Raw genomic sequence first — 25,524 nt, 5'->3', positions numbered from 1 at the left:
TATCCTCCGTTGTTACCGGTCGCCTTCGAACTGCGGCGCATTTGGCTCGTCATCTGGGCTGACCTTGGTGCGGGTCGGATCCCACTGAATGATCGAGCAGATGATGCAAGCGATCAGTGGAACCACTGACAGGATCAGGAATGTCGGGCCGAGGCCGTAGCTCTCACGAAAGAGCGGAAAGACCAGCAGGCCAAGGGCCGCTCCCATGGCGCCGAGTGCACCGATGATGCCGTTGGCGCCCGCACGCAGTTCGCTTCGGAACGAGAGCGACGACAGGCTCTTGCCGTTTGCGCCCGGACCACCGGAATGGAACAGGATGAACAGAGAAGGCACGATCACCGCGAGCCATGTCGGCATGGTGTCATGGAACAGGCCCATGATGACCAGCATGACGAAGACTGCACCAAAACCGATGGCGGAAGCCTTGCGCAGGCCAAGCACGCGCCCGATGACAGGTGAAGAAAAGCCGCCGATGATACCGAATACGTTGAACACCAGCGTGCCCAACATGGCATAGATGAAATCCTTGCCGAACAGCGCCGCACTGATGAGGGGTAGATACCAGCCCACAGCAAAATACTGGATGGATTGCCCGATCTGGACAGTGGCCGCTAGAATAGTGCGGGGCAGATAGATGCCACGGAAAATCAGGGCAACATTGGCAATGCCGCGGCGGGCCTGATTGAGAACCGGTAGACGGTCTTCCGGAAGAGCGGCAACGAAATCGCGATGATAGATGCGGGTCATCGCACGGGCGGCCTCTTCCAGCCTTTCCTTGCGGGCAAGCCAGATCGGGCTTTCAACCATGAACACTGCCTGAAGCACCATGATGGCAAAGGCAAAGATACCTGTGGCCGCGACGGAATAGCGCCAGATCGCATCACCCACATCCCAGCTGTAGAACAGCATGGCCAGAAGCACATTGGTACAAACGGCTGTGTACCAGATGCCCTGCCATGTATTGAGACGGCTGCGCAGGCGCGCAGGGGTGAACTCGGCAAGGACGGCCATGGCGATGGCAAAGTCGATACCGTAGGCGGCGCCAACGAAGAAGCGTCCCAACAGAATGACTTCATAGGAATGCGCGGTCATCACCAGCACTGCGCCGATGAGCGCGATGAGCTTTGCGAATATCAGCGGGCGCATACGACCCCAACGGTCGGCAATCCAGCCACCAATCGGATTGAACGCGATCGACACCCACGCGGCGAATGAGGTCATCAATGCGACCTGCGCCGCGTCCAGTCCCAGATCGCGTGTCATTGGCCCAAGGCCTGCGCTCAATGCCGAATTGGCGAAGGCATCAAGAAACAGGCCACCAAGGGCGAGCCACCAGATGACACCGGCGCGGCCTCGAATGCCGTCATTCGCATCTATGTAGGAAATGATATCCGGTACGCCCCTAAGGGCTATTTTGCTTCCGTGCATTACGGCGTCCTCCCAACGTCGCTATGACATCTGCAAGAGGACTTATCCGGATTCCAGACACAATAAGACCACCCTCGCAGATGGTCTTAAATCTTCAGTCTGCATTTGTAGTTATAGCCACTTTTTATGAGGAGTCAATGCACCACTTTTATCGCAGAAGCGACGCTGGATAATGCCGCTCTGAAGGAGGACGCACGGGCGGGCCAGCGCCGGGTATGCTGCGACATAGTCGGATGCGTAAGAGCTTGGCCGCAATCAAGACTTCAGCGCGCCAAGCAACTCTAGCAGCCCGGCTTTCAATGCAGCGACGTCATCCTCTTCGGCGCGCAACGCAATCTCGTTCATCGCGCCGTTGAGCAGTATGGCAAGCATAGTCGGGCCAGCTGAGAAGCGTATGGCGCCGGCATCAATCGCCTCTTCTACGCCGATGCGGAGGAGATCAAAGGAAAGTTCGCGATCAAGCGCTTCCCATCTTTCGCGCCCGAGTACGCCTGGCGCATCGATAACAAGTATGCGACGGCTTTCCGGTCGGAGCATAAAGTCAATCCACGCGAGAGAACCCTGCTCCAGCGCCTCGACAGGATTGGTCAAACCCTCGGTTGCGATTCGGATCTCCTCAGCGGCATCAACGGCGAGATCGCGACACACCGCCTCGAATAACTCCGACTTGTCCCGATAGTGATGATAGAGCGCACCTCGTGTCACACCGGCTGCAGCTATAATCGCCTCCGTGCTGGTTGGGGCATAGCCTTCCCGGGCAAACAATGTTCGCGCCGCAGCAACCAACCGCCCCTTGGTCTGGCTCGTGCGAAGTTCATTCTTGGTCATGGCCGCTTCCTTCAGAATTTTATTGACAGACAGTCTGTTTGTTTTTAAGTCTGCCATAAAAACAGATAGTCTGTTTGTTTATATTAGGCAAGGAGGCCAGTATGCGATTTACCGACCGCTACCCCATCATCGTCACCCCAAACAAAAACGCGGCACGCGACTTTTGGGCTAAATATCTTGAGTTTGAGGTGGCTTTCGATAGTTCATGGTTTTGCCTGCTCGTCGCAGAGGGCGGAACGGCCTCAATCGCCTTCATGACACCGGATCATCCTTCGTCGCCCCCCGGCCCCGAAATCTACACCGGAAGCGGACTCTGCTTCGAAATGGAAGTTGCGGACGCAAAGGCCGCCCATGAGGAACTGGCAGGCAGGGGGCTGCCAATTACTTATCCGCTCACTGAAGAGCCTTTCGGCCAGCGCCGCTTTGGCTTCGCAGATCCAACTGGCTTGTGGGTGGATGTGGTCGAGCAAATCGCGCCGCAAAGCGGCTTCTGGGACAAATATATGGTGTGATCCACACAATTCATCATCGCTCTCTAAACCATGAGATGGTTCCGCGCCCTTTGTGTGTCGAGAACCTCCGCTGGACCGTCCAGAACGATCTCACCACGGTCCATGATATAAACATGGTCGGCGAGTTCGCGACAGAAATCGAGATATTGTTCGACCAGCAGAATGGCCATGCCGGTGGAATCGCGCAGATAGCGGATGGCGCGACCAATATCCTTGATGATGGAAGGCTGGATGCCTTCCGTCGGTTCGTCGAGCACCAGAATGCGCGGTTTCAGCACCATGGCGCGACCGATTGCCAATTGCTGCTGCTGGCCGCCGGACAGATCGCCGCCGCGACGCGGCAGCATATCCTTCAGCACCGGAAAGAGATTGAATATCTCGTCGGGAATGAAGCGTTCGGAGCGTTTGAGCAAGGCGTAGCCGGTTTCGAGGTTTTCCTTCACCGTCAAAAGCGGAAAAATCTCGCGCCCCTGCGGAACATAACCCATACCCCGGCTGGCGCGCGCATAGGGCGGCAGGCCCTTCATGTCTTCATTGTCGAACACGACATGCCCGCCGCTCAGCGCCTGTTGCCCGGTAATGGCGCGCAGCAGGCTGGACTTGCCGACACCGTTGCGGCCCAGAACACAGGTGATGCGCCCCGCTTCTGCCTTCAGCGACACCCCGCGCAGGGCCTGCGCCGCGCCATAGTGAAGGCTCACATTTTCAACGCTCAACATCTGTAGCCTTTCTAGCGCCCAAGGTAATTTTCGATCACCTTCGGATCGGAACTGACGAAATCGATGGACCCTTCCGCAAGCACGCTGCCTTCTGCGAGACAGGTCACCTTGACGCCCAGCTCGCGGATGAAGCCCATATCGTGCTCCACCACCACGACCGAATGTGTTTTGGCGATCTCCTTCAGGAGAATGGCCGTCTCGGCGGTTTCGGCATCCGTCATGCCCGCCACTGGCTCGTCGACCAGCAGAAGCTTGGGCTCCTGCGCCAGTAGCATGCCGATTTCGAGCCATTGTTTCTGCCCGTGCGAAAGATTGGCGGCGAGTTCGTCGCGCCGCGCCCATAGCCGCACCGTCTTCAATATTTCTTCGATGCGCTCGCGATCCGCCTTGTCCTGCCGGTAGAGCAATGTCGCCCACACACCGCGCTTGCGGTCCAGCGCAAGCTCGATATTGTCCCAGACACTGTGGCTCTCGAATACGGTCGGCTTCTGGAATTTGCGGCCAATGCCGATCTGGGCGATATCGGCCTCATCCTTCCTGGTCAGATCGATATTGCCCTCGAAGAAGACTTCGCCCTCATCCGGTTTGGTCTTGCCGGTGATGATATCCATCATCGTGGTTTTGCCCGCGCCATTCGGGCCAATAATAGCGCGCAGCTCGCCGGGCTCTATCACGAAGGATAGCGAGTTCAGCGCCTTGAATCCATCGAACGAGACGGATACGCCGTTGAGATAGAGCAGGCTGTTGGTGCTTTCGGTCATGATATCTCTCACTCCGCAGCCGTTGCTTGCAGTTTGGCCTCATCGCCGGATGGGGTGGTTGCCGGTTTGCGCGACGCCATGAAGGCGCGGAACGTGCCGACAATCCCTTTCGGCAGGAACAGGGTAACGGCAACGAAGAGCGCGCCGAGCACGAACAGCCACATTTCCGGGAAAGCCGTTGTGAAGACGCTCTTGCCGAAATTGACCAGCACGGCCCCGATCACCGGCCCCACCAGTGTTGCCCGTCCGCCCACGGCCGTCCAGATCACAACCTCAATAGAATTCGCTGGCGTGAATTCGCCCGGATTGATGATGCCGACCTGCGGAACATAAAGCGCGCCCGCCACCGCCGCCATTATCGCCGAAACCGTGAAGATGAAGAGCTTGTAGTTTTCCGGACGGTAGCCCAGAAAACGCGTGCGACTTTCCGCGTCGCGCACGCTGACCAGCACCTTGCCGAATTTCGATTTGACGACTGCCGAACTGAAGATCAGCGCGACGGCCAGCACGAGTGCGGAAGCAGCGAAGAGTGCGGCGCGCGTACCGTCTGCCTGAATGTTGAAACCCAGAATATCCTTGAAATCGGTCAGGCCGTTATTGCCGCCGAAACCCATCTCGTTGCGGAAAAAGGCCAGCATCAGGGCATAGGTCATCGCCTGCGTGATGATCGACAGATAAACACCGGTGACGCGGGAGCGGAAGGCGAACCAGCCGAAGACGAAAGCCAGCAGCCCCGGCACCAGTAGCACCATCAGCAAAGCAAACCAGAAATGATCGAAGCCGAACCAGTACCACGGCAGTTCCTTCCAATTGAGGAACACCATGAAATCCGGCAGGCCGGGATTGCCATAGACGCCGCGCGCGCCGATCTGCCGCACCAGATACATGCCCATGGCATAACCGCCGAGTGCGAAGAAGGCGGCATGGCCGAGCGAGAGAATACCGCAGAAACCCCAGACCAGATCAAGCGCCAGCGCCAGCATGGCATAGGTCAGATATTTGCCGATGAGCGACACCATATAGGTCGGCACATGCAGCGGATGATCCGGCCCCGTCAGCAGATTGAGAGCCGGAATGACCAGTGCAGCCGCGATCAGGATTGCAGCAGCGATAAAGACACCGCGGTCGAGTTTTTTGAACAGAAATGCCGTGATCATGCTTCCACCGCCCTGCCCTTGAGAGCGAACAAACCGCGCGGGCGCTTCTGGATAAAGAGAATGATGAGGACCAGCACCAGAATCTTGCCGAGCACCGCGCCGGCATAAGGTTCGAGGAACTTGTTCAATATACCGAGCGAGAAGGCGCCGACGAGTGTACCCCACAAATTGCCGACACCGCCGAACACCACCACCATGAAGCTGTCGATAATATAACCCTGCCCGAGATTGGGCGACACATTATCGATCTGCGACAGGGCCACGCCCGCCATGCCGGCAATACCGGAACCGAGCGCAAAGGTGAAAGCATCGACATAAGGCGTGCGAATGCCCATTGACGACGCCATGCGGCGGTTCTGCGTGACGGCGCGCATTTGCAGGCCGAAGTTCGACCGCTTCAAGACCGCCAGCAGCGTGAAGAACACGGCCAGCGAAAACACGATAATCCACAGGCGGTTCCAGGTCACGGTCATGCCGCCGAGTTCAAAGGCACCCGACATCCAGGATGGATTGCCGACTTCACGATTGGTCGGTCCGAACACCGTGCGCACGGCCTGTTGCAGGATGAGTGAAATGCCCCAGGTCGCCAGCAATGTTTCAAGCGGACGCCCGTAGAGAAACCGGATGACGCCGCGCTCGATCACCAGACCGACCAGCGCGGTGAACAGGAACGCCAATGGTAGGGCGATGGCCAGCGACCAGTCGAACAGGCCGGGATAGCTGGTGCGGATGACCTCCTGCACCATGAAAGTGACATAGGCGCCCAGCATGACCATTTCGCCATGCGCCATGTTGATGATGCCCATGACGCCGAAGGTAATGGCAAGGCCGATGGCCGCAAGCAGCAGGACGGAGCCGAGCGACAGCCCGTACCAGACATTCTGCCCGGCGTCCCAGAAAGCCTGCCTTTGTTCGATATGACCGATGGCTGTATCGAGCGCGGCGGCAAGCTCTGGCTGCGCATTGGCGCGGGCGGCATTCAAAACCGACAAAGTGGAACGATCGCCATTGTCCTGAAGAAACTGCGTCGCCTTGAGCTTGTCGGCAACCGGACGGTCCGATGCCAGCAGCGCCGCAGCCTGCGCCTTTTCCAGAAGGGCGCGGATCGCGTCGTCCTGTTCCTTGGCCAGTGCCGCCTCGATCGGCTCAAGCGCATCCGCATCGGCGCTTGCGGCAACGATCTCCGCAGCCTTCAGCCGTTCGGCCCGGTTGGGGCTCATCAGCGTGAGACCGCCCAAGGCCGTGCGAACCGCGCGGCGGACGGAATTATTGACCTTGACCTTGTCCATCGCGGCTTTGGGCGCCTCGCCCGCCGCTTCACCGCCGACCGGATCGGTAAGCTGGAAATTAGCGCCGGATGCTTTCGTGATGAAGACACGACCATCCGACTTGCGTGCATAAAGATCGCCATCGCCAAGCGCGTTCAGCACAGGCACGACGCGCGTGTCGCCGGTGCCCGCAAGCTCGGAAATTCGTTCCTGCATCTGGGCAAAATTCGCCTTGCCCAACGCATCGACAAGCCCCTGAAATTCATCCGCCCGGGCTGTCGTCGCAAGTGCGGCAAACAGGACGGACATGACGAGCAGGACGGCCCGTATCCGGCGCTCCATGGCTGATTTCCTCAATAATAGCTGCATTCTCTATTGTGATTGCAAGGGGCGGGCCCGTTCTGCCCGCCCTCTGCATCCCCCGTTATCAGGACCCGCCCTGACCGCCGCACTTGCCCGTTTCGACGTTAAAGTTGCCGCAGGACATCGGCTTGCGCCAATCGGAGATCAGGTTCTTGGAATCCGGCAGATAATCGGACCATTCGTCACCGACGATCAGGCCCGGCGTCTGGCTGACGATTTCAAACTGACCGTTGGACTGGATTTCGCCGATCAGCACCGGCTTGGTGATGTGATGGTTCGGCATCATTGTCGAATAGCCACCCGAAAGATTAGGTACGGAAACGCCGACCAGCGCGTCGATCACCGCATCCTGATCCGTGGTTCCGGCCTTTTCGACGGCCTTCAGCCACATGTTGAAACCGATGAACGATGCTTCCATCGGATCGTTGGTGACGCGCTTGTCGTCCTTGGTATAAGCGCGCCAGGTTTCAATGAACTTGGCGTTGGTCGGATTATCGACGGATTGGAAATAGTTCCAGGCTGCGAGATGGCCGACCAGCGGCGCGGTGTCGATACCGGCCAGTTCTTCCTCACCGACCGAGAAGGCCACGACCGGGATATCTTCCGCCTTCACGCCCTGATTGGCGAGTTCCTTATAGAACGGCACATTGGCATCGCCATTGACCGTCGAAACCACGGCGGTCTTCTTGCCTGCACCGCCAAAACCCTTGATTGCCGCCACTTCCGTCTGCCAGTCGGAGAAACCGAACGGCGTGTAGTTGACGCGGATGTCTTCTGGCTTCACGCCCTTGGACAGCAGATAGGCTTCCAGAATCTTGTTGGTCGTGCGCGGATAGACATAGTCGGTGCCTTCCAGAACCCAGCGTTCGACGCCTTCGTTTTCCATCAGGTAATCTACGGCGGGAATGGCCTGCTGGTTGGGTGCCGCACCGGTATAGAACACATTGCGCTCGGATTCCTCGCCTTCATATTGCACCGGATAGAACAGGATATTGTTCAGTTCCTTGAAGACCGGCAGGACCGATTTGCGCGACACCGAGGTCCAGCAGCCGAACACGGCCGCAACCTTGTCCTGCGAAATGAGCTGGCGGGCCTTTTCCGCAAAAAGCGGCCAGTCCGAAGCCGGATCGACAACGACAGCCTCAAGCTTCTTGCCCAGAAGGCCGCCCTTCTTGTTCTGCTCTTCGATGAGCATCAGCATGGCGTCCTTGAGCGTCGTTTCCGAGATCGCCATCGTGCCCGACAGCGAATGGAGAATACCGACTTTGATCGTGTCTTCTTCGGCGAGTGCGCCAGAAAGGCTAGGGATGGTGAGCGCGCTTGCAAAAAGTGCGGCAAGCATCTGCGACCGGAATGTCATTGCGTGTCCCTCTCTGTTGGTTGGTCCCGATTTTTCGGGTTACTGCCAACTATTGGGGAGAGGGAGCCGTTTCCTTATACGTTAAATGACGTAGTTACCGGGGTGAAATATGCATTCATAGAATTACCTGCTATCTCTCTTTAAAACGGCACAGCAAGGTGCCGGAGGGGAAATGGAGCAGCATGGCAGCGCGGCAACGCATCATCCCGGTCCGACGGGAATATAACCGCTGGGTCGCGGATGAAACGCTGGAAGATTACGCGCTGCGCTTCACCGCGAAAAGCGCGCGCCGCTTTTCGTCCAATCGCATTGCCCATACCGCCATCGGCGCGATTTCCTTCCTCGCGCTCGAAGCCATCGGTGGCGCGATCACGCTATCCTACGGCACCAGCAACGCCGTAGCCGCCATTATCGTCGCAAGCCTCGTCATGCTGGCGGTCGGCCTGCCGATAAGCCGCTACGCGATACGCCACGGCGTCGACATAGACCTTCTGACACGCGGCGCGAGCTTTGGCTATATCGGATCGACCGTCACCTCGCTCATCTACGCGACCTTCACCTTCCTGCTCTTCGCCATCGAAGCTTCCATCATGTCGGGCGCTCTGGAACTGGCCTTCGGCATCCCGATGTGGATCGGCTATGTCATCAGCGCCGTCGTGGTCATACCGCTCGTCACCTATGGCGTACGCATGATCAGCCGCTTCCAGATCGCCACCCAGCCCTTCTGGATCGCGCTCAATATTCTGCCCTTCATTTTCATCGCATTGGTCGATTGGGAAAAATTCGACCTCTGGCTGACCTTCTCCGGCATTCAGGCAGGCTTTACCGGCGGCGACAGCGCGCCCTTCGTGCTGACGCAGTTCGGCGCCGCTTCGGCAGTCATTCTGGCACTGATGGCGCAGATCGGCGAACAGGTCGATTTCCTGCGCTTTCTTCCCCCTGAAGGCCAACGCAAATGGCGGCACAAGATCGCGGTCTTTCTCGCCGGTCCCGGCTGGGTCGTGCTCGGCGCGCCCAAACTGCTGGCCGGATCGTTTCTGGTGGTACTCACGCTGAGTGCCGGTGTTCCCGCCGATGTCGCAGCCGATCCGGCGCATATGTATCTGACGGCTTTCGGCTATATGATCCCGTCCCATACGGCGGCTTTGCTGTTGACCGTCGCCTTCGTCGTGGTCTCGCAACTGAAGATCAACGTCATGAACGCCTATGCCGGATCGCTTGCGTGGTCTAACTTCTTTTCCCGCCTGACGCACAGTCATCCCGGGCGCGTCGTCTGGCTAGTGTTCAATGTGTGTATCGGCCTTCTTCTGATGCAGCTTGGCATTTACAAGGTGCTGGAACAGACGCTCGGCGTCTTCTCCATCGTTGCCATGGCCTGGCTTTCCACGATTTCCGCCGATCTCTTCATCAACAAACGTCTTGGCCTGTCGCCGCCCGGTATCGAATTCAAACGCGCTCATCTCTATGACATCAACCCGGTTGGCACCGGCACCATGGCCATTGCATCATTCGCGTCATTGGCCGCCCATTTCGGGGCGTTTGGCACCATGGCCGCAGCACTTGCGCCTTTCATCGCGCTTCTGGTGGCCTTCATCGTTTCACCGCTGATCGCGTGGAAAACAGGCGGCAAATATTACCTCGCCCGCAAGCCCCGCCAAAGCTGGCAAAGCAAGCTCGCTATCACCTGTTCGGTCTGCGAGCATGATTTCGAGCCGGAGGACATGGCCTGGTGTCCGGCCTATGCGGCCCCGATCTGCTCGCTGTGCTGTTCGCTCGACAGCCGCTGCCACGATCTTTGCAAACCGAAAGCGCATCTGCGCGCCCAAAGCGCCAAAGTAGCCAATGCGCTGCTGCCCGCCGCCGTCATCGAAAAGCTTTCGACGCGGCTCGGGCGCTATGCCGTGACGGTTGCGGTTTCCATGGCATTTCTCGCTACCATCCTTGCGCTCGTCGCCTATCATGCGGGCGCGGCATCGCCGGAAACTGCGCAGGTCGTCAATCGCACGATCCTGATTGTGTTTTTCGTTCTGGCACTGATCGCCGTCATCGTCTGCTGGTTCTATGTGCTGGCGCATGACAGCCGCATCGTTGCGGAAGAGGAATCCTCGCGACAAACCGCACTTCTTTTAAAGGAAATCTCCGCGCACAAAAGAACCGACGCGGCGCTGCAACAGGCCAAAGACAATGCGGAAGCCGCCAACCGGGCCAAAAGCCGCTATGTCGTTGGCCTCAGCCACGAATTGCGAACGCCGCTGAATGCGGTGCTGGGTTACGCCCAGATATTGGAGCGCGACGAAACGATTCCCCCAGCCCGACAGCCTTCGATCAAGCTGATCCGCCGCAGCGCCGATCACCTTTCGGGCCTGATCGACGGGCTTCTCGATATATCCAAAATCGAAACCGGCCATTTGCAGGTCTATTCCAACGAAATCAATCTGCATGATTTTCTCGACCAGATCATCGACATGTTGAAGCCGCAGGCGGAAGCCAAGGGCATAAATTTCCACTACCGCAAGGCCGAAGCGCTGCCGCAATATGTTCGCACTGACGAAAAGCGCCTGCGTCAGATTCTAGTCAATCTGCTCACCAATGCGATCAAGTTCACCGAGAAAGGGGAAGTCGCGTTGGAGATTGCCTATCGCAATCAGGTCGCCACCTTCAGGATCATGGATACCGGACGCGGCATTGCGGACAAGGACCTTGAGCGCGTTTTCGAACCCTTCCAGCGCGGCCAGGCCGAACATACCCGCCATCTGCCGGGCCTCGGTCTCGGCCTGACCATCACCAAACTCCTGACCAATACGCTTGGCGGTGAGCTTTCCGTCACCAGCGCCTATGGCAAGGGGTCCACATTTCAGGTTCGATTGATGCTGGGCGCCATCGACCGCCCGATCAATCTGGCCGCACCGACGCGAAAAATCCAAAACTATACCGGCCCGCGCCGCACTCTCATTGTGGTCGATGACAATGACGATCATTGCGCGCTGATGCGTGAAATCCTGACGCCGCTTGATTTCATCGTACTGACTGCCAAAAGCGGGACGGAATGCCTAACACTGATCGAAGGTATTCGTCCCGACCTCTATTTTATCGACATCCGAATGCCGCAGATGAATGGCTGGGAACTGGTGACCCGCCTGCGCGAGAAAGGCGAGAGTGTGCCGATCATCATGCTCTCGGCCAATATCGGCGATGGCACCCGGCCCGACAGCCTGCCGGACAATGCGCATAACGACACGCTGACGAAACCATTCGATATCCGGCAAATTCACGCCAAACTGGCGGTGCATCTGGGTATCGACTGGGTTTACGAAGAGAACCAGGAAAAAAAGCTGCAGTCGCGCGCTACAAGCATCAACAGCCCCGCGATTGCCGATTTGCAGGAACTGATCCGTCTGGGGGAGATCGGCTATGTTCGCGGCATCGAAGCCAAGCTCGCCCTTCTGGCGCAGGATGAACACCTTCAACCCTTCGTCGACAACGCGCGCGAATATATACGCGCCTTCAACATGTCGGGCTACGATATGTTCTTGCGCAATCTGGAGCAGAAAATGGATAACCGGCCATGAGCGTTCTTCCCCGCGACACGGTTCTTATCGTTGACGATTCTCCGCAGACGCTCGGCTTCCTGACCGAAGCGCTGGAACAGGCTGGCTACTCCGTGCTGATCGCAACATCCGGCAGCGCTGCGCTTGGCATTGCTGAACGTATCACACCGGACATGATCCTGATGGATGCAATTATGCCCGGAATGGACGGGTTCGAGACCTGCCGCCGGCTCAAGGCAAATCCAGCCATCTCGCAAGTGCCCATCGTATTCATGACCGGCCTGACAGAAACCGAACATATCGTCCATGCGCTGGAAGCGGGCGGTGTCGACTATTTGACCAAGCCCATCAATATCGATGAGCTGCGGGCGCGCATAAGGGTGCATCTCACCAATGCCCGCTCCGTGCAGAGTGCCCGCGTCGCGCTCGACGCCAGTGGCAGACATCTGTTTGCGGTGGACCGTGACGGCGCCATTCTCTGGTCCACGCCGCAGGCGATGCGCCTCATGGATAGTGCCAGTGAGAATGGGAACGGCCAGCTGCTTTTGAAGCAAAAATGCGCCGAGTTGCTACGGGCACGGGACCGAAAAGATATCTCCAACGATAGCCCGGAATTCGTCACGACCAACGGGCAGATATCCCTGCAACTGGCGCATCTCGGTTCGACCGGTCCCAATGAGTTTTTGTTCCGGCTGACTGCGATCAGCGAAAACGGCGAACAGGACATGCTACGCCGTCACTTTGGCCTGACGGCGCGGGAAAGCGATGTTTTGCTTTGGGTGGCCCATGGAAAAACAAATCGTGACATCGGCACTATTCTCGACCTGAGCGCTCGCACTGTGAACAAGCATCTGGAGCAAATCTATATTAAACTTGGGGTCGAGAACCGTGCGGCGGCAGCTGTGAAGGCTACCATCGTTCTTCATAGATAAAGGCTTGCCACTCCTGGAAGCGCCATTTTTACTTCTGCGTGAACAGAGAGCTTGAGTTGCATTATTTGCGATCAGAAAAATTTTCAGCGTTCGCAACTGCTGCGGCGAAGAGTTCGTCTCGGGATCGGGTCCCGGCCCCACTTTGCAAGCCCTCGTCAACGAAGTGCTGCATAGCGGCAATTTTATCGCTGCGCATCTGATCTCTACGGATCAAACCGCGCACATAGTCGCTCGCGTTTGAATAGCGTCCTGTCTTTGCCTGCGCCTCAACCCATTCTTTCATCGGATGAGGGAGCGATACGTTCATGGTTGCCATTTAAGTCTCCCTTCTTTGGCTTACATTGTGCATTGGCAAAGTTTGTCAATTCAATTTCAACGACTCTGCCGCAGTGACTATGTGCCGAAGTTGTGGCAACGAAGGAGGATGAAAGCACTCAGAGCATCATTACGTGATAATCAGATTGCGACCACCTTTGTGGCGTTTATCTGCGCGTTTTTGATGCTTCAGGGAATGCTGTCGGGCTTCACACGCAGCGCCATGGCCGGAAGTGAATACGAGAATGTATTCGGAGTAATCTGCTCGACCGCCGGAGCAGTTCATCTGCAAGCCAATGAAGATGACCACAAAACGCCGTCCAAATCTGGTGATTGCCCGTGTGCTTCTCTTTGCCGACTGGCATCGAGTGCCCTGCAAGTTGCGCTGACACCCACCCAGGCGTCTTTTCAAGAGCCCATTCGCAGCACCAGTCTGGTCCGATATTCAGTAATTTCGGCAGCCTCCAGTCCACAATCAAGTTTCTATTCTGAAGCCAGAGCTCCGCCGCCAATCTCCTGAACAGTTCACCTGGCGCAACCCGCCACATGGAATTCAGGAGAATTGCAATGTCTGAAGACACCCAAGGCGCGGCGCGTTTCGCATCCGCCCCATCCGATCTCTATCGTGCCGTTTGGCGCTGGCATTTCTATGCCGGTCTGCTTGTCCTTCCCTTTATGATCACATTAGCAATAACAGGTGCTCTGTACCTGTTTCAGAACGAACTCGACGGGATCATTCACGCCGACCTCAAGCGCGTCCAAGTTCAGGAAACTTCAAAAGTTTCTCCATCGGCAATGGTGGAAGCATCTCTCAAAGCTGTACCGGGAACCGCGATCAAATTTACCGATCCGGCAAGCCCGAACAGCTCTGCCGAGATAACAGTAAGCACGCCGGACAATGGGAAGGTCGCTGTCTACGTAAACCCTTATTCGGGAAGTGTGCTTGGATCGTTGCCTGATCGTGGCACAGTGATGTGGACAGTCCGATATCTGCACAGTCTGAAATATTTTGGGTCCTACGCCAGAATGGCGATTGAGATTGCCGCGGGATGGGCGATACTTCTGGTGGGAACCGGAATTTATCTCTGGTGGCCACGAAAGCAGTCCGGCGGTGTTGTGAGCGTGCGGGGCACCCCATCAAAACGTGTGTTCTGGAGAGATACGCATGCGGTAACCGGTATCGTTGTTGGTTTCTTTATCGTTTTCCTTGCCGTTACAGGAATGCCATGGTCTGGCGTGTGGGGTGGGAAGGTAAACGAATGGGCGAATGGCAACAATTTCGGATATCCTGCTGGCGTCCGTGTTGCCGTTCCTATGTCCGATGAACACCTGGATCATATTGCCAAAACAAGCTGGTCGCTTGAACAGGCGCAGGTTCCCATGTCGTCGGGCGACCATGACCAAATGAGTTCCATCGGCCTTGATAAAGCCGTGGCAAAATTTGACGATCTTGGGCTTCATCACGGTTACGCTGTCAATATTCCAACAACTCCGACGGGTGTATTTACCGGATCGGTCTACCCTGATGATCTGTCGCAACAACGGGTTGTCCACCTCGATCAATATTCAGGAAATGTTTTGATCGATATGAGCTATGCAGACTATGGGCCGCTTGGAAAAGCGCTGGAATGGGGAATTAATACCCATATGGGCCAGCAGTTCGGTCTCGCCAACCAGATTATCCTGGCGCTTGCCTGTATTGGCATCGTGCTCTTGGCGGTTTCTGCCGGGGTTATATGGTGGAAGCGGCGTCCCGAAGGCTCTCTTGGCGTTCCGCCGATGCCGGGTGACAGGCGGGTATTCCGGGGACTGTTGCTTATTCTCGTGATTGGCGGAATTGTGTTCCCACTCGTGGGAGCGTCCCTGCTCGTAATGCTCGTCCTTGACTGGATCTACACGCGCTCGCGAGACCGAGCGAGAGCCAATCGGAAAGCACGAGCCTAGCATCCACTTTGCTATTTCTTAGAGCACGAAACTGACCATCCTTGATGGTCAGTTTCGCAAACTTGAGGCCGATCTGGAAAGCTGGCCAGCCTTCGCGGAGCGGACTTAAAACTCCCAGTCTTCATCCTCTGTCGCCACGGCCTTGCCGATGACATAGGAAGAGCCCGAACCGGAGAAGAAGTCGTGGTTTTCGTCAGCATTCGGCGAAAGTGCTGACAGGATAGCCGGATTGACCTTACAGGCCTCAGCTGGAAACAACGCTTCATAACCGAGATTCATCAGCGCCTTGTTCGCGTTATAATGCAGGAACTTCTTGACGTCTTCGGTCAAGCCGACGCCGTCATAAAGCGCTTCCGTATAGCGAACCTCATTATCGTACAGTTCAAGCAGCAGCTCGAAAGCAAAGTCCTTGATTTCCTGCTTCTGCGCTTCGCCCAGCACTTCAAGCGCATGCTGGAACTTATAGCCGATATAATAGCCATGTACGGCTTCATCGCGGATAATGAGCCGGATAAGATCCGCCGTATTGGTGAGCTTGGCGCGGCTCGACCAAAACATCGGCAGATAGAAACCCGAATAAAACAGGAAGCTCTCCAGAAACACACTGGCGATCTTTTTCCTGAAAGGATCATCCGCACGATACTGTTCGAGGATCAGTTCGGACTTGCGTTGCAGGAACTCGTTTTCTTCCGACCAACGATAGGCGTCATCGACATCCGGTGTCAGACAAAGCGTGGAGAAGATCGAAGAATAGGAGCGCGCATGGACCGCTTCCATGAAGGCGATGTTGGAAAGCACCGCCTCCTCATGGGGCGTTGCCGCGTCCTCCATCAGCTCCACTGCGCCGACGGCGTTCTGGATCGTGTCCAGCAGGGTCAGACCCGTGAAGACACGGATCGTCAGCTGCTTTTCCTGCGGCTTCAACGTTTCCCAGGACTGGATATCATTGGAGAGCGGCACCTTTTCCGGTAGCCAGAAATTACCCGTCAATCGGTTCCAGACTTCCAGATCCTTGTCGTCTTCGATGCGGTTCCAGTTGATGGCGCGCACGAGACCCGGGGTCTTTTCCTTGCCGGTTTTGAATTGCATGTTCATTGGATTTCCTCTGGTCACATCTGGAACTTACAAGGCGCAGGAAACGCAGCCTTGCACCTGTGTCCCCTCAAGCGCCATCTGGCGCAGCCGGATGTAGTAGATCGTCTTGATGCCTTTCTTCCAGGCATAGATCTGGGCGCGGTTGATGTCGCGGGTCGTGGCCGTGTCGCGGAAGAACAAGGTCAGCGACAGACCCTGATCGACATGCTGGGTCGCAGCCGCATAGGTGTCGATGATCTTTTCCGGCCCGATCTCATAAGCGTCCTGGTAGTAATCAAGATTATCGTTGGTCATGAATGCGGCCGGATAATAGACGCGACCGATCTTGCCTTCCTTGCGGATCTCGATCTTGGACACAATCGGATGGATCGAAGAGGTGGAGTGATTGATATAGGAGATAGACCCGGTCGGCGGCACGGCCTGTAGGTTTTGGTTGTAGAGGCCACCCTCCATCACCGCCTTTTTCAAATCGCGCCAGTCATCCTGCGTGGGGATCGCGATGCCTGCCTTTTCGAAAATCTCACGTACCTTTTCGGTCGCGGGCTGCCAACACTGATCCGTATATTTGTGGAAATATTCACCTGACGCATATTTGGATTTTTTAAAACCGCTGAACGATTTGCCCGCTTCGACGGCAATGCGGTTGGAAGCACGCAGAGCGTGGTAAGTCACGGTGTAGAAATAGATATTCGTGAAATCCACCCCTTCTTCCGAACCGTAGAAAATCCGCTCACGGGCCAGATAGCCATGCAGGTTCATCTGACCAAGGCCGATGGCGTGGCTTTCATCATTACCGCGCGCGACAGACGGCACCGAGCTGATATGGCTCATATCAGAAACCGCCGTCAGCGCCCGAATGGAGGTCTCGATGGTCTTTCCAAAATCCACTGAATCCATCGCGGCTGCGATGTTGAGCGACCCCAGATTACACGAAATATCCTTGCCGAGATGGGCATAGGAAAGGTCTTCATTAAAGATGCTGGCTTCGCTCACCTGCAGAATTTCCGAGCAGAGATTGCTCATGGTGATGCGCCCGTCGATCAGGTTGGCGCGGTTCACCGTGTCCTCGAACATGATATAGGGATAGCCGGACTCAAACTGGATTTCCGCCAGAACCTGGAAGAATTCGCGCGCGTTGATCTTCCGCTTGCGGATGCGCGCATCATCGACCATTTCACGATATCTTTCCGTGACCGAAATCTCGGTCAGCGGCTGACCATAGACCCGCTCCACGTCATAAGGCGAAAAGAGATACATATCCTCATTGTTGCGGGCGAGTTCAAAGGTGATATCCGGGATCACCACACCGAGCGACAAGGTCTTGATACGGATTTTCTCATCGGCATTCTCGCGCTTGGTGTCGAGGAAGCGCATGATATCGGGATGATGGGCATGGAGATAAACCGCACCGGCTCCCTGTCGTGCGCCAAGCTGGTTGGCGTAGGAGAATGAATCCTCCAGAAGCTTCATCACGGGAATAATGCCCGAAGACTGGTTCTGGATCTGCTTGATCGGCGCGCCGGATTCGCGAATATTCGTCAGGCTCAAGGCCACGCCGCCACCGCGCTTGGAAAGCTGCAATGCGGAATTGATGGAACGTCCAATGGACTCCATATTGTCCTCCACCCTCAACAGGAAACAGGACACGAGTTCGCCGCGCTGCTTCTTGCCCGCATTGAGGAATGTCGGCGTTGCAGGCTGATAGCGACCGGAAATGATCTCATCGACAAGGTCACGCGCCAGTTGCTCGCTGCCGCGCGCCAATGCCAGCGCCACCATGCAGACGCGGTCTTCATAGCGCTCCAGATAGCGCTTCCCGTCGTAGGTTTTCAGCGTGTAGCTGGTGTAATATTTGAAGGCGCCCAGAAATGTCGGGAAACGGAACTTTCTCGCATAGGCCTCATCGAAAAGATCGCGCACGAAATTGAAGGAATACTGGTCGAGCACGGCTTGTTCGTAATAGTTTTCGGCCACCAGATAATCCAGCTTCTCCCGCAGATTATGGAAGAAGACCGTATTCTGGTTGACGTGCTGAAGAAAATATTGCCGCGCAGCTTGCCGGTCACGGTCCAGCTGGATGTTGCCTTCATCGTCATAGAGATTGAGCATTGCGTTCAGCGCATGATAGTCCAGCCCGTCCGTAGATTTGACGGGCTTGGGGCTGTTCGACGCTGCCGCTTGTGGCGCGTCCTCCGCAATCGGCTCTGCACCGCGCTCGCGGATCAGGGTTGTGTCTGCCGTGTCCAAAATCGTTCCATCCCGTTCCTGACATTGCCAATGTCTTCATCGGTTCCCAAAAGCTCGAAGCGATAAAGATAGGGAACCTGACATTTGGCGGAGATTATTTTGCCGGCTATGCCAAAAGCTTCGCCGAAATTGCTGTTGCCCGCGGCGATCACGCCGCGGATCAGCGAGCGATTGCCCGCATTGTTGAGAAAGCGGATGACGGGCTTTGGCACCGCCCCCTTGGTTCCACCGCCGCCATAGCTGGGCGTCATGAGCACGAATGGCTCGTCTATCTGCAACGGGCTTGTGTCCTCATCCCTTTGCATGATGGGAATGCGCCTCGCGCGCATTCCAAGCCGCTCTACGAAACGGTGCGTGTTCTCGGAGCGACTGGAAAAATAGACAAGGAGACCCATTGCAGAACTCATGCAAAGCCACGGTCACGAAAGGCCGTTGATCATATCCGGGCGAAAACCGGCCCAGTGGGTTTCACCGGCCACGACGACCGGCACCTGCCGGTAACCCAGCCCCGTCACGAGATCGAAAGCCTCCATATCTGCAGAAATGTCGATGACCTGATAATCGATCCCCTGGCGGTCGAGGGCGCGGGTTGTTGCGGTGCACTGGACGCAAGCGGGTTTGCTATAGACGGTAACGTTCATTTCTTCCTCACTGGATTGGGCGCAAGCTGACTGGGACCCGTCCGCCGTATGGGGGACAGATGCGCATAAAAGATCGTTCGCGCACGGGACATGCGCGTGAAGACGGACAAAATGGGGAAAGTCAGCGATGCATGAGCACCACTGGACCGCGCAAAATCACCTCTGGAAAGGTGGTCCTGAACTGAAAGGACAATACAAACTGGACAATGTGTCAGACATGGACTTCACCCCGAAGCTAGTGAGCGGGTATTCGGGGTAACAATCGGCAAGAAGCACAACTCGCCTCAATGACTGCACACCAACCGGACACCCCGCCCGTGGACGTTCATTGCTCAAGGCAGGTCTCCTGGCTCACGGGTTAGCGCCCTTGTCGGTCTTCCCAGCTTACGCCAGTGACATGATCAACAAGAACTCACCGTTTACAGTTGCGGGGGCAGCTTCGGCTTCGTCTCAAACTTCATGGCGGCGACTCACCGAATTCCCTCTTAGCTTTCGACCCATCGAATCGAAAGAACCTAGAACACTATATATAGTAGTCTAAGTTAAAAATCGGTCAATAGATAGTTGCGGAAAACGCGCGTCGGTGGGCGAATACGTCAATCGCGACGACGAAACGACGAGGCATCGATGTCGTGCCTTTGCAGCCTTGCATAGAGACTACGGCGCGGCAGTTGCAGCACTTCAGCAGCAACGCCCACATCGCCATTGCATCGTTCGAGCGTGGCGCGGATGACCCCTTCCTCGAACCGATCCATCTGTTCGGATAACGGCAATGTGCTCGGTTCATGTTCAGGGTCATGCCGCAAGCCAAGCACCACCTGTTTGGCATAATTGCGCAGCTCGCGCACATTGCCCGGCCAGTCGTCGGAATGGAGCCGTGACTCGATGGCTGCATCGATTGCGGGGCGCGGTTGCCCGAACTGGCTGGCGGCCTCGTCGAGAAAATAGGCAAAAAGGAGACCTATATCCTTGCGGCGTTCACGCAAGGGCGGAATGCGCAACCGCACCGTTTCTAGCCTATAGAAAAGATCAGAGCGAAAACGCCCCGCTGCAACGGCACCGTCCAGATCGCCTTTGGCGGCCGCAATCACCCGCAGATTGACAGCACGAGGCTCTCCGGTCAGCGAAGGCAACTCGCGCTCCTCCACAACCCGCAGCAACTTGCCTTGCAGGTTGACCGACATGCTGTCGATCTCGTCAAGAAAGAGCGTACCCCGATCAGCATCGGCAACCCTGCCGCGCTGAATACGATTGCCAAACAGGACGTCATCTGCAACCGCATCGGGGAGCGCAGCGCAATCAATCGCAACGAAGCCGCGCGCATGGCGCGCACTCCAGCGATGCAACAGTCGGGCGACAAGTTCCTTGCCCGTACCAGTCTCGCCTTCGATCAGTACATCAACATCGACGCTCGCCAATTGGCGAATCGTGTCGCGCAGCCGCACCATGACCGGCGTTTCGCCCAGCAATGGATAATCCTGCTCGGCTTCCGCCGCAGCACGGCGCAGACGCCGGTTTTCCAGAACCAGACGGCGCATTTCCAGCGCACGGCGCACACTGGAAATCAGGTGATCGGCTGCAAAGGGTTTGGCAATAAAATCGAAGGCGCCCTTCTTGAGCGCCGTGACGGCCATGCCGATATCGCCATGGCCTGTCATCAGAATGACCGGCAATTCGGGGTCACGCGCCAGCAGCGCTTCCATAACGGCATGGCCATCGATACGCGGCATCCGAATATCGGTGACGACAACGCCGGGAAAATCGGCGGTCAGATCGGCAAGCGCCGACTGGCCATCGCCGTGGGTTTCAATATCGATCCCGGCAATCTCGAAGGAATCCGCAAGGGCCGTGCGAAACGGCGCATCGTCATCGACCAGCATCACGCGCAAGGGTTCACTTTCCGTCATGCTCACCGTCCTTATGCACCCGCTTCCACGTCGCAGCAAAAGCCGCACCACCCAGTGGTGAAGGAACGACCAGCAACGTTCCCTCCAGTTCCGTCATCAGATCGCGCGCGATACCGAGCCCAAGACCAAGCCCGTCCGGTTTGCCGGTGACAAAGGGGCTGAAAATCTCATCATCCAGTTCCGGATCAATACCCGGACCGTTATCTGCAACGATCAACGACACTTGTTCATCGTCTTGCTCGATGATGATTGCGACATGCGGATCGGGCTGCGCCGTCACCGCATCGAGCGCGTTTTGCAGCAAATTGACGAGCACCTGTTCCGAGCGGATACGGCAGGCGAACACCATCAATTCTGATTGCTCCGGCATATCCAGCGGTACATTGGCATTGCGAAAACGGTCGCCCATCAACACCATCGTGCCATCGACCAGTTCGTTCAGTGGTATCGGACGCGCAACGCTGCCGCGTCGACGGGCAAAGCGGCGCATCTCCTGCGTAATGGAGCCGATGCGCGCCGTCAGATCGACGGAGGTCGTCAGATTTGCGGCAACCTTGTCGAGCTTGCCCTTGGACAGATAGTGCTGCGCATTCTCGGTCAGCGTACGGATGGTCGCGACCGGCTGATTGATTTCATGCACAAGGCCCGCAGTGATCGAGCCAAGCGAGGCCAGCCTGTTTGCCTGCGCCAACTCCTCACGGGCATCACGAAAGCGCTTGTCGGCGCGCTCGCGCTCGATCATCTCGGCACTTAGTTCCGCCGTGCGTTCGGCGACAGCTTTTTCCAGCGCAGCGCGATCAGCAGTTGCACGCGCAGCGTGCGTCATGCGCCAGTAGACGGCAGCGGCAAGCAAAAACACCACCAGCATCGCCGCAACGGTGATCAGTCGCGCCAGATCATGGGCCGCCTGCATGGACGGTGCGGTCGGCTCGATATGGACCAGTTTCAGCGCGGTCCCGGCAATGGGTTCTTCAACGACGACGAACGGATCGCCGGAAGGTCCGCGCATCACCCCTCCAGACTCAAAAGCATAACGGCTCGGCTGGAGATCGGCGGCATGGAACTGCCCGCTTTGGAGAATTTTCGTCCGTTCGGCGGTGGTAATCGGCTGGAAAGACCGCAGCGCTTCCGGCATATCGGTCGACGCCAGAATGATTCCGCGTGGATCAATCACAAAGGTCTGACCCGGATCGTTCGTCCATGTAGTGACCAACCGGTGAAACTCAAATTTCACCACCACCACGCCGACCGGATTGGTCTGATCACCGATGCGCCTGGAAAGGAAAAGACCAAAACGTCCGCTCAGATCGCCGATGGCGTAATATTCGGCGTCACCGGCAGCCATGGCGCCCTGAAAATAGGGGCGATAGCTATAGTTGCGTCCAACAAAGCTTTCCGGCGTGCCTGCATTCGATGAGGCAATAACGACACCGTCACGGCCGATGACATAGATGATAGGCGAGCCGATCTCACGGGCCAGAAAACCGAGATTGGCATTCAAGCGCGCGACGGCGTCCTGCGCCCCGCCTGCCAGCACATCCCGCAGATCGCTATATTCCTTCAACGCGACAGGAAGGAGACGAAACTTGGCCAGCTCACTGTCGATCAGACGTGTTTGCTGACGCGCAACAAGTGTTGCGTTCTGACGCAACCGTTCGGTCGCGCCCTGCTCCGTCCATAGTTTTGCAGCCGTCCAGAAACCCGCCGCCAATATAATAGCAAAAGCAAGAAGCAGGAGTTTCACCGCGTTTCGGGACATCTTCATTTGTGCAGAATTATGCAATATCCAACGTAAAGTCACGCAGATTTTTGCACAAATTTTGCGGACTTACGCAGCCGCGGACCGTCTTTTCCAAATAATTTCAAAGAATTAAACTTTTTAACGTGGATCTATGGCGATTGAAATTCGCGTCCCGCATCTTATCGCCACCACGAAAATGGGAGTTTCGTCAGGAGGGGTTCACCTATGCAGCGATATCAATGCCCGCCTCAAGTTAGCCGAACGGGGATTTCAATTTCCTCAAAGCCAATGGCGCTTTTGTGGCGGAGCGCGGTTCATAGCTGAACCCTCCTTTCACAATTCAGACAATCCGGCTTCGGTTTTCAAGCCGTCCGGCACCACAGCCTTTTAAAACCCTCAACACAACAGAACCCGACTGGCAGCGCAACGAAGCTGCGCTTCTGCAACGGGTTGATCCTCAGATATCGAGACATGTGAAGGAACAATAATGGCCTCAATAACATCCGAACGGAGTGATGCGCCGAGCACCAACAGTCGGCTTAAATCGATCATCGGTGGTTCTACCGGCAATTTGGTCGAATGGTTCGACTGGTATGTCTATGCTGCTTTCACGCTCTATTTCGCACCGCATTTCTTCCCTTCCGACAGCCAGACCGCGCAGCTTTTAAGCGCCGCAGCCGTCTTTGCCGTCGGCTTCGTGATGCGTCCGATCGGTGCGTGGATCATGGGCATATATGCGGACCGCAAGGGCCGTAAGGCTGGTCTGGCACTCTCCGTGACACTGATGTGCGCTGGTTCGCTGATCATCGCGCTCACCCCAGGCTATGAGACCATCGGCATTGTCGCGCCAGCCCTTCTCGTCCTCGCACGACTGATGCAGGGCCTGTCGGTCGGCGGCGAATATGGTGCGAGCGCCACCTATCTTTCTGAAATGGCGGGGAAAGACCGTCGCGGCTTTTTCTCATCGTTCCAATATGTGACGCTGATCTCGGGCCAGCTCTTGGCCATTCTTCTCCTGATCGTTCTGCAATCGACCATGGAAACCTCGGCGCTGGAAGCCTGGGGCTGGCGTATTCCATTCTTCATTGGCGCTCTGCTTGCCGTTGTCGTCTTCTGGCTGCGTCGCGGCCTTGCGGAAACCGAAAGCTTCAAGAACGCGAAAGCGAAGGATGCGCCAAAATCGGGCTTCTGGACCCTGATCAAGTACCATCCGAAGGAAACTGCGCTGGTCATGCTTCTGACCGCTGGTGGTACGCTCGCCTTCTATGCCTACTCGATCTATATGCAGAAATTTCTGGTCAACACGTCGGGCTTCAGCCGTGAAGTGGCAAGCCAGATCAATGCCGTGACACTGTTTGTCTTCATGTGCCTGCAGCCGATAGCCGGTGCGCTTTCGGACAAGATCGGTCGCAAGCCCCTGATGATCGCCTTCGGTGCGGCCGGCGTGCTGTTCACCTACCCGATTTTCACCACGCTGGAACAGACCCGCGATGCATGGACTGCCGGGATTCTCGTTATGGCGGCACTGATCATTGTGACCGGTTACACTTCGATCAACGCGGTAGTAAAAGCAGAACTTTTTCCGGCTCACATCCGTGCGCTTGGCGTGGCGCTGCCCTATGCTCTCGCCAATACACTGTTTGGCGGCACGGCGGAGTATGTCGCGCTGAGCTTCAAGAATGGCGGCTGGGAACGTGGCTTTTACTGGTACGTCACCGTCATGATCGGCATTTCCTTGATCGTCTATCTCCGTATGCGGGATACGAGCAAGGACAGCATGATCAAGGAAGACTGATCATATTGCCTCCCAAGCGCAAAGAATGCCGGGCCTTATAGCCCGGCATTCTTTTAGGAAGGCTCTATTTTAAGAACGTAAAGCACTCTTTCCGATCCATTGGCATTAGCTTACCCAAACGGTCACCGGCGTTCTGAAACGGTGCGTGCGGCATTTTCGACGAGTGGCCCGAAACTGTCGCTGAAGCCTTCCGCCGACCATTCCTGCAGGCTGCCAGCCACATGAATTGCGCCGACCGGATTTCCGCCCGCATCAAGAATGGCCGCGCCAATAGCAACTTCGTTATGCAGAAGCTGGCGACACAAGACAGAATGCCCGCGTTCCCGCGTGGCATTCACCTGCTCCATCACCTCTTCCAGGGAGCGAATCGTATGGGGCGTGAAAGGCGTCAGGTCGGAACGGCTGACGATATCCGCGATTTTTTCGTCGGGCAGTCGTGAAAGAATGGCAACGCCACCCGCCGTGCAATAGGTCGGAACGGCATGGCCGACGAGCGTCGCGCTGAAGATTTCGTGCTTTGATGGCATGCGCACGGCGTAGACAACCCGGACATCGTCGAAAAGCGAAAGATCGACGCGTTCACGCACGCGGCGACGGAGCTCCAACATGATCGGGTTGGCGCGTTGTAGCATCGGATTGAGCCGCAACAGATCATGAGTCATATCGAGGATGCGCAAGCCCGGCAGGTAACCGCGATCTGCGGGATCGCGGGCGATCACATCAAGTTTTTGCAGTGAATGGACGATGCGCTGGGCTGCGCTTCGATCGATCCCAGCTGCAGTCGCTATCTGGCTCAGCGACAGCGGATGCCGTGCCTTCTGAAACGCCATCATGACAGCCACGGTCCGCGCAACAGAGCGCAGGAACAATGGATCTTCATTATAGGCTTCCCCCTCATCGGGGTCAAAAGTGGAGATGCCGCCCAAGTCTCGAAATGTGTTCATGGGAAAAATCTTTAGTCGC

21 protein-coding genes and 1 riboswitch are annotated in these 25,524 nt (G+C 56.7%); of the genes, 6 read left to right on the top strand and 15 right to left on the bottom strand.

What is annotated here, in order from left to right:
• Positions 1-12 precede the first annotated feature (12 nt).
• Together HWD97_RS04790 and HWD97_RS04785 are read right to left on the bottom strand one after the other, a co-directional pair.
• Positions 13-1,428, bottom strand: a complete 1,416-nt coding sequence (locus HWD97_RS04790) for an MFS transporter (RefSeq protein ID WP_109366276.1) — start codon at positions 1,426-1,428, stop codon at positions 13-15.
• A 255-nt stretch (positions 1,429-1,683) separates the two neighbouring features.
• The gene (locus HWD97_RS04785; protein WP_371834812.1) at positions 1,684-2,256 is read right to left on the bottom strand and encodes a TetR/AcrR family transcriptional regulator; all 573 of its coding nucleotides are present in this window, start codon (positions 2,254-2,256) and stop codon (positions 1,684-1,686) included.
• 101 nt (positions 2,257-2,357) lie between these two features.
• Between HWD97_RS04785 and HWD97_RS04780 the strand changes: the two genes are divergently transcribed.
• On the top strand, positions 2,358-2,768 hold the full coding sequence (locus HWD97_RS04780; RefSeq protein WP_140025908.1) for a VOC family protein: 411 nt from the start codon (positions 2,358-2,360) through the stop codon (positions 2,766-2,768).
• Between the two features lie 23 nt (positions 2,769-2,791).
• Here the strand turns inward: HWD97_RS04780 and urtE are convergent, their stop codons facing one another.
• The 5 genes from urtE to urtA all read right to left on the bottom strand — a co-directional run bounded on the left by urtE (position 2,792) and on the right by urtA (position 8,378).
• Positions 2,792-3,487 carry an urea ABC transporter ATP-binding subunit UrtE gene (gene urtE / locus HWD97_RS04775; protein ID WP_371834811.1) on the bottom strand — a complete coding sequence of 232 codons (696 nt, stop codon included), beginning with the start codon at positions 3,485-3,487 and terminating at the stop codon, positions 2,792-2,794.
• An 11-nt stretch (positions 3,488-3,498) separates the two neighbouring features.
• Entirely contained in the window at positions 3,499-4,248 is a 750-nt protein-coding gene (gene urtD / locus HWD97_RS04770) for an urea ABC transporter ATP-binding protein UrtD (protein ID WP_371834810.1), read from the bottom strand.
• An 8-nt stretch (positions 4,249-4,256) separates the two neighbouring features.
• Positions 4,257-5,405: an urea ABC transporter permease subunit UrtC gene (gene urtC, locus HWD97_RS04765; RefSeq protein WP_371834809.1), complete on the bottom strand. Its 1,149-nt coding sequence runs from the start codon at positions 5,403-5,405 to the stop codon at positions 4,257-4,259.
• Positions 5,402-7,015 (bottom strand): urea ABC transporter permease subunit UrtB, encoded by a 1,614-nt coding sequence (gene urtB / locus HWD97_RS04760; RefSeq protein WP_371834808.1) that lies wholly within the window; start codon positions 7,013-7,015, stop codon positions 5,402-5,404. Before urtB ends, urtC begins: the two co-directional genes overlap by 4 nt.
• 85 nt (positions 7,016-7,100) lie before the next feature.
• Complete coding sequence (gene urtA / locus HWD97_RS04755; RefSeq protein WP_371830842.1) at positions 7,101-8,378, bottom strand: urea ABC transporter substrate-binding protein; 1,278 nt, start codon at positions 8,376-8,378, stop codon at positions 7,101-7,103.
• Between the two features lie 200 nt (positions 8,379-8,578).
• On the opposite strand from urtA, the gene HWD97_RS04750 reads away from it, so the two are divergent.
• Positions 8,579-11,965 carry an ATP-binding protein gene (locus HWD97_RS04750; protein WP_371834807.1) on the top strand — a complete coding sequence of 1,129 codons (3,387 nt, stop codon included), beginning with the start codon at positions 8,579-8,581 and terminating at the stop codon, positions 11,963-11,965.
• Complete coding sequence (locus HWD97_RS04745; RefSeq protein WP_371834806.1) at positions 11,962-12,876, top strand: response regulator; 915 nt, start codon at positions 11,962-11,964, stop codon at positions 12,874-12,876. The genes HWD97_RS04750 and HWD97_RS04745 overlap by 4 nt, the downstream gene beginning before the upstream one ends.
• A 61-nt stretch (positions 12,877-12,937) precedes the next feature.
• On the opposite strand, the gene HWD97_RS04740 is transcribed toward HWD97_RS04745, so the two are convergent.
• Entirely contained in the window at positions 12,938-13,192 is a 255-nt protein-coding gene (locus HWD97_RS04740; protein WP_283735655.1) for a type II toxin-antitoxin system ParD family antitoxin, read from the bottom strand.
• A 108-nt stretch (positions 13,193-13,300) separates the two neighbouring features.
• On the opposite strand from HWD97_RS04740, the gene HWD97_RS04735 reads away from it, so the two are divergent.
• Together HWD97_RS04735 and HWD97_RS04730 are read left to right on the top strand one after the other, a co-directional pair.
• Complete coding sequence (locus HWD97_RS04735; RefSeq protein ID WP_339442198.1) at positions 13,301-13,711, top strand: DUF2946 family protein; 411 nt, start codon at positions 13,301-13,303, stop codon at positions 13,709-13,711.
• A gap of 47 nt (positions 13,712-13,758) precedes the next feature.
• The gene (locus tag HWD97_RS04730; RefSeq protein ID WP_371834805.1) at positions 13,759-15,135 is read left to right on the top strand and encodes a PepSY-associated TM helix domain-containing protein; all 1,377 of its coding nucleotides are present in this window, start codon (positions 13,759-13,761) and stop codon (positions 15,133-15,135) included.
• 105 nt (positions 15,136-15,240) lie between these two features.
• Here the strand turns inward: HWD97_RS04730 and nrdF are convergent, their stop codons facing one another.
• From nrdF to HWD97_RS04700, 6 genes are all read right to left on the bottom strand, one after another.
• A complete protein-coding gene (gene nrdF / locus HWD97_RS04725) occupies positions 15,241-16,230 on the bottom strand; it encodes a class 1b ribonucleoside-diphosphate reductase subunit beta (protein ID WP_371834804.1) in 990 nt (329 codons plus the stop codon).
• Positions 16,231-16,257: 27 nt separating this feature from the next.
• Positions 16,258-18,477 (bottom strand): class 1b ribonucleoside-diphosphate reductase subunit alpha, encoded by a 2,220-nt coding sequence (nrdE, locus tag HWD97_RS04720; RefSeq protein WP_371834803.1) that lies wholly within the window; start codon positions 18,475-18,477, stop codon positions 16,258-16,260.
• A complete protein-coding gene (gene nrdI / locus HWD97_RS04715) occupies positions 18,453-18,872 on the bottom strand; it encodes a class Ib ribonucleoside-diphosphate reductase assembly flavoprotein NrdI (protein WP_371834834.1) in 420 nt (139 codons plus the stop codon). Before nrdI ends, nrdE begins: the two co-directional genes overlap by 25 nt.
• A gap of 24 nt (positions 18,873-18,896) precedes the next feature.
• On the bottom strand, positions 18,897-19,118 hold the full coding sequence (nrdH, locus tag HWD97_RS04710; protein WP_109366291.1) for a glutaredoxin-like protein NrdH: 222 nt from the start codon (positions 19,116-19,118) through the stop codon (positions 18,897-18,899).
• 318 nt (positions 19,119-19,436) lie between these two features.
• Positions 19,437-19,652, bottom strand: a riboswitch (cobalamin riboswitch).
• Positions 19,653-19,714: 62 nt separating this feature from the next.
• Positions 19,715-21,025 carry a sigma-54-dependent transcriptional regulator gene (locus HWD97_RS04705; protein ID WP_371834802.1) on the bottom strand — a complete coding sequence of 437 codons (1,311 nt, stop codon included), beginning with the start codon at positions 21,023-21,025 and terminating at the stop codon, positions 19,715-19,717.
• A complete protein-coding gene (locus tag HWD97_RS04700) occupies positions 21,012-22,790 on the bottom strand; it encodes an ATP-binding protein (RefSeq protein WP_371834801.1) in 1,779 nt (592 codons plus the stop codon). The genes HWD97_RS04705 and HWD97_RS04700 overlap by 14 nt, the downstream gene beginning before the upstream one ends.
• A 463-nt stretch (positions 22,791-23,253) precedes the next feature.
• On the opposite strand from HWD97_RS04700, the gene HWD97_RS04695 reads away from it, so the two are divergent.
• Positions 23,254-24,561, top strand: coding sequence for an MFS transporter (locus tag HWD97_RS04695; RefSeq protein ID WP_109366294.1), 1,308 nt, complete (start codon positions 23,254-23,256; stop codon positions 24,559-24,561).
• 122 nt (positions 24,562-24,683) lie between these two features.
• On the opposite strand, the gene HWD97_RS04690 is transcribed toward HWD97_RS04695, so the two are convergent.
• Complete coding sequence (locus HWD97_RS04690; RefSeq protein WP_109366295.1) at positions 24,684-25,505, bottom strand: IclR family transcriptional regulator; 822 nt, start codon at positions 25,503-25,505, stop codon at positions 24,684-24,686.
• Between the last annotated feature and the right edge of the window lie 19 nt (positions 25,506-25,524).

This window comes from Ochrobactrum sp. C6C9, assembly GCF_022627935.1.
In the GTDB taxonomy this organism is placed as follows: Bacteria; Pseudomonadota; Alphaproteobacteria; order Rhizobiales; family Rhizobiaceae; genus Brucella; species Brucella teleogrylli.
Note: the sequence above shows the minus strand (reverse complement) of the source record. Positions and strands in the feature narration are given on the sequence as shown.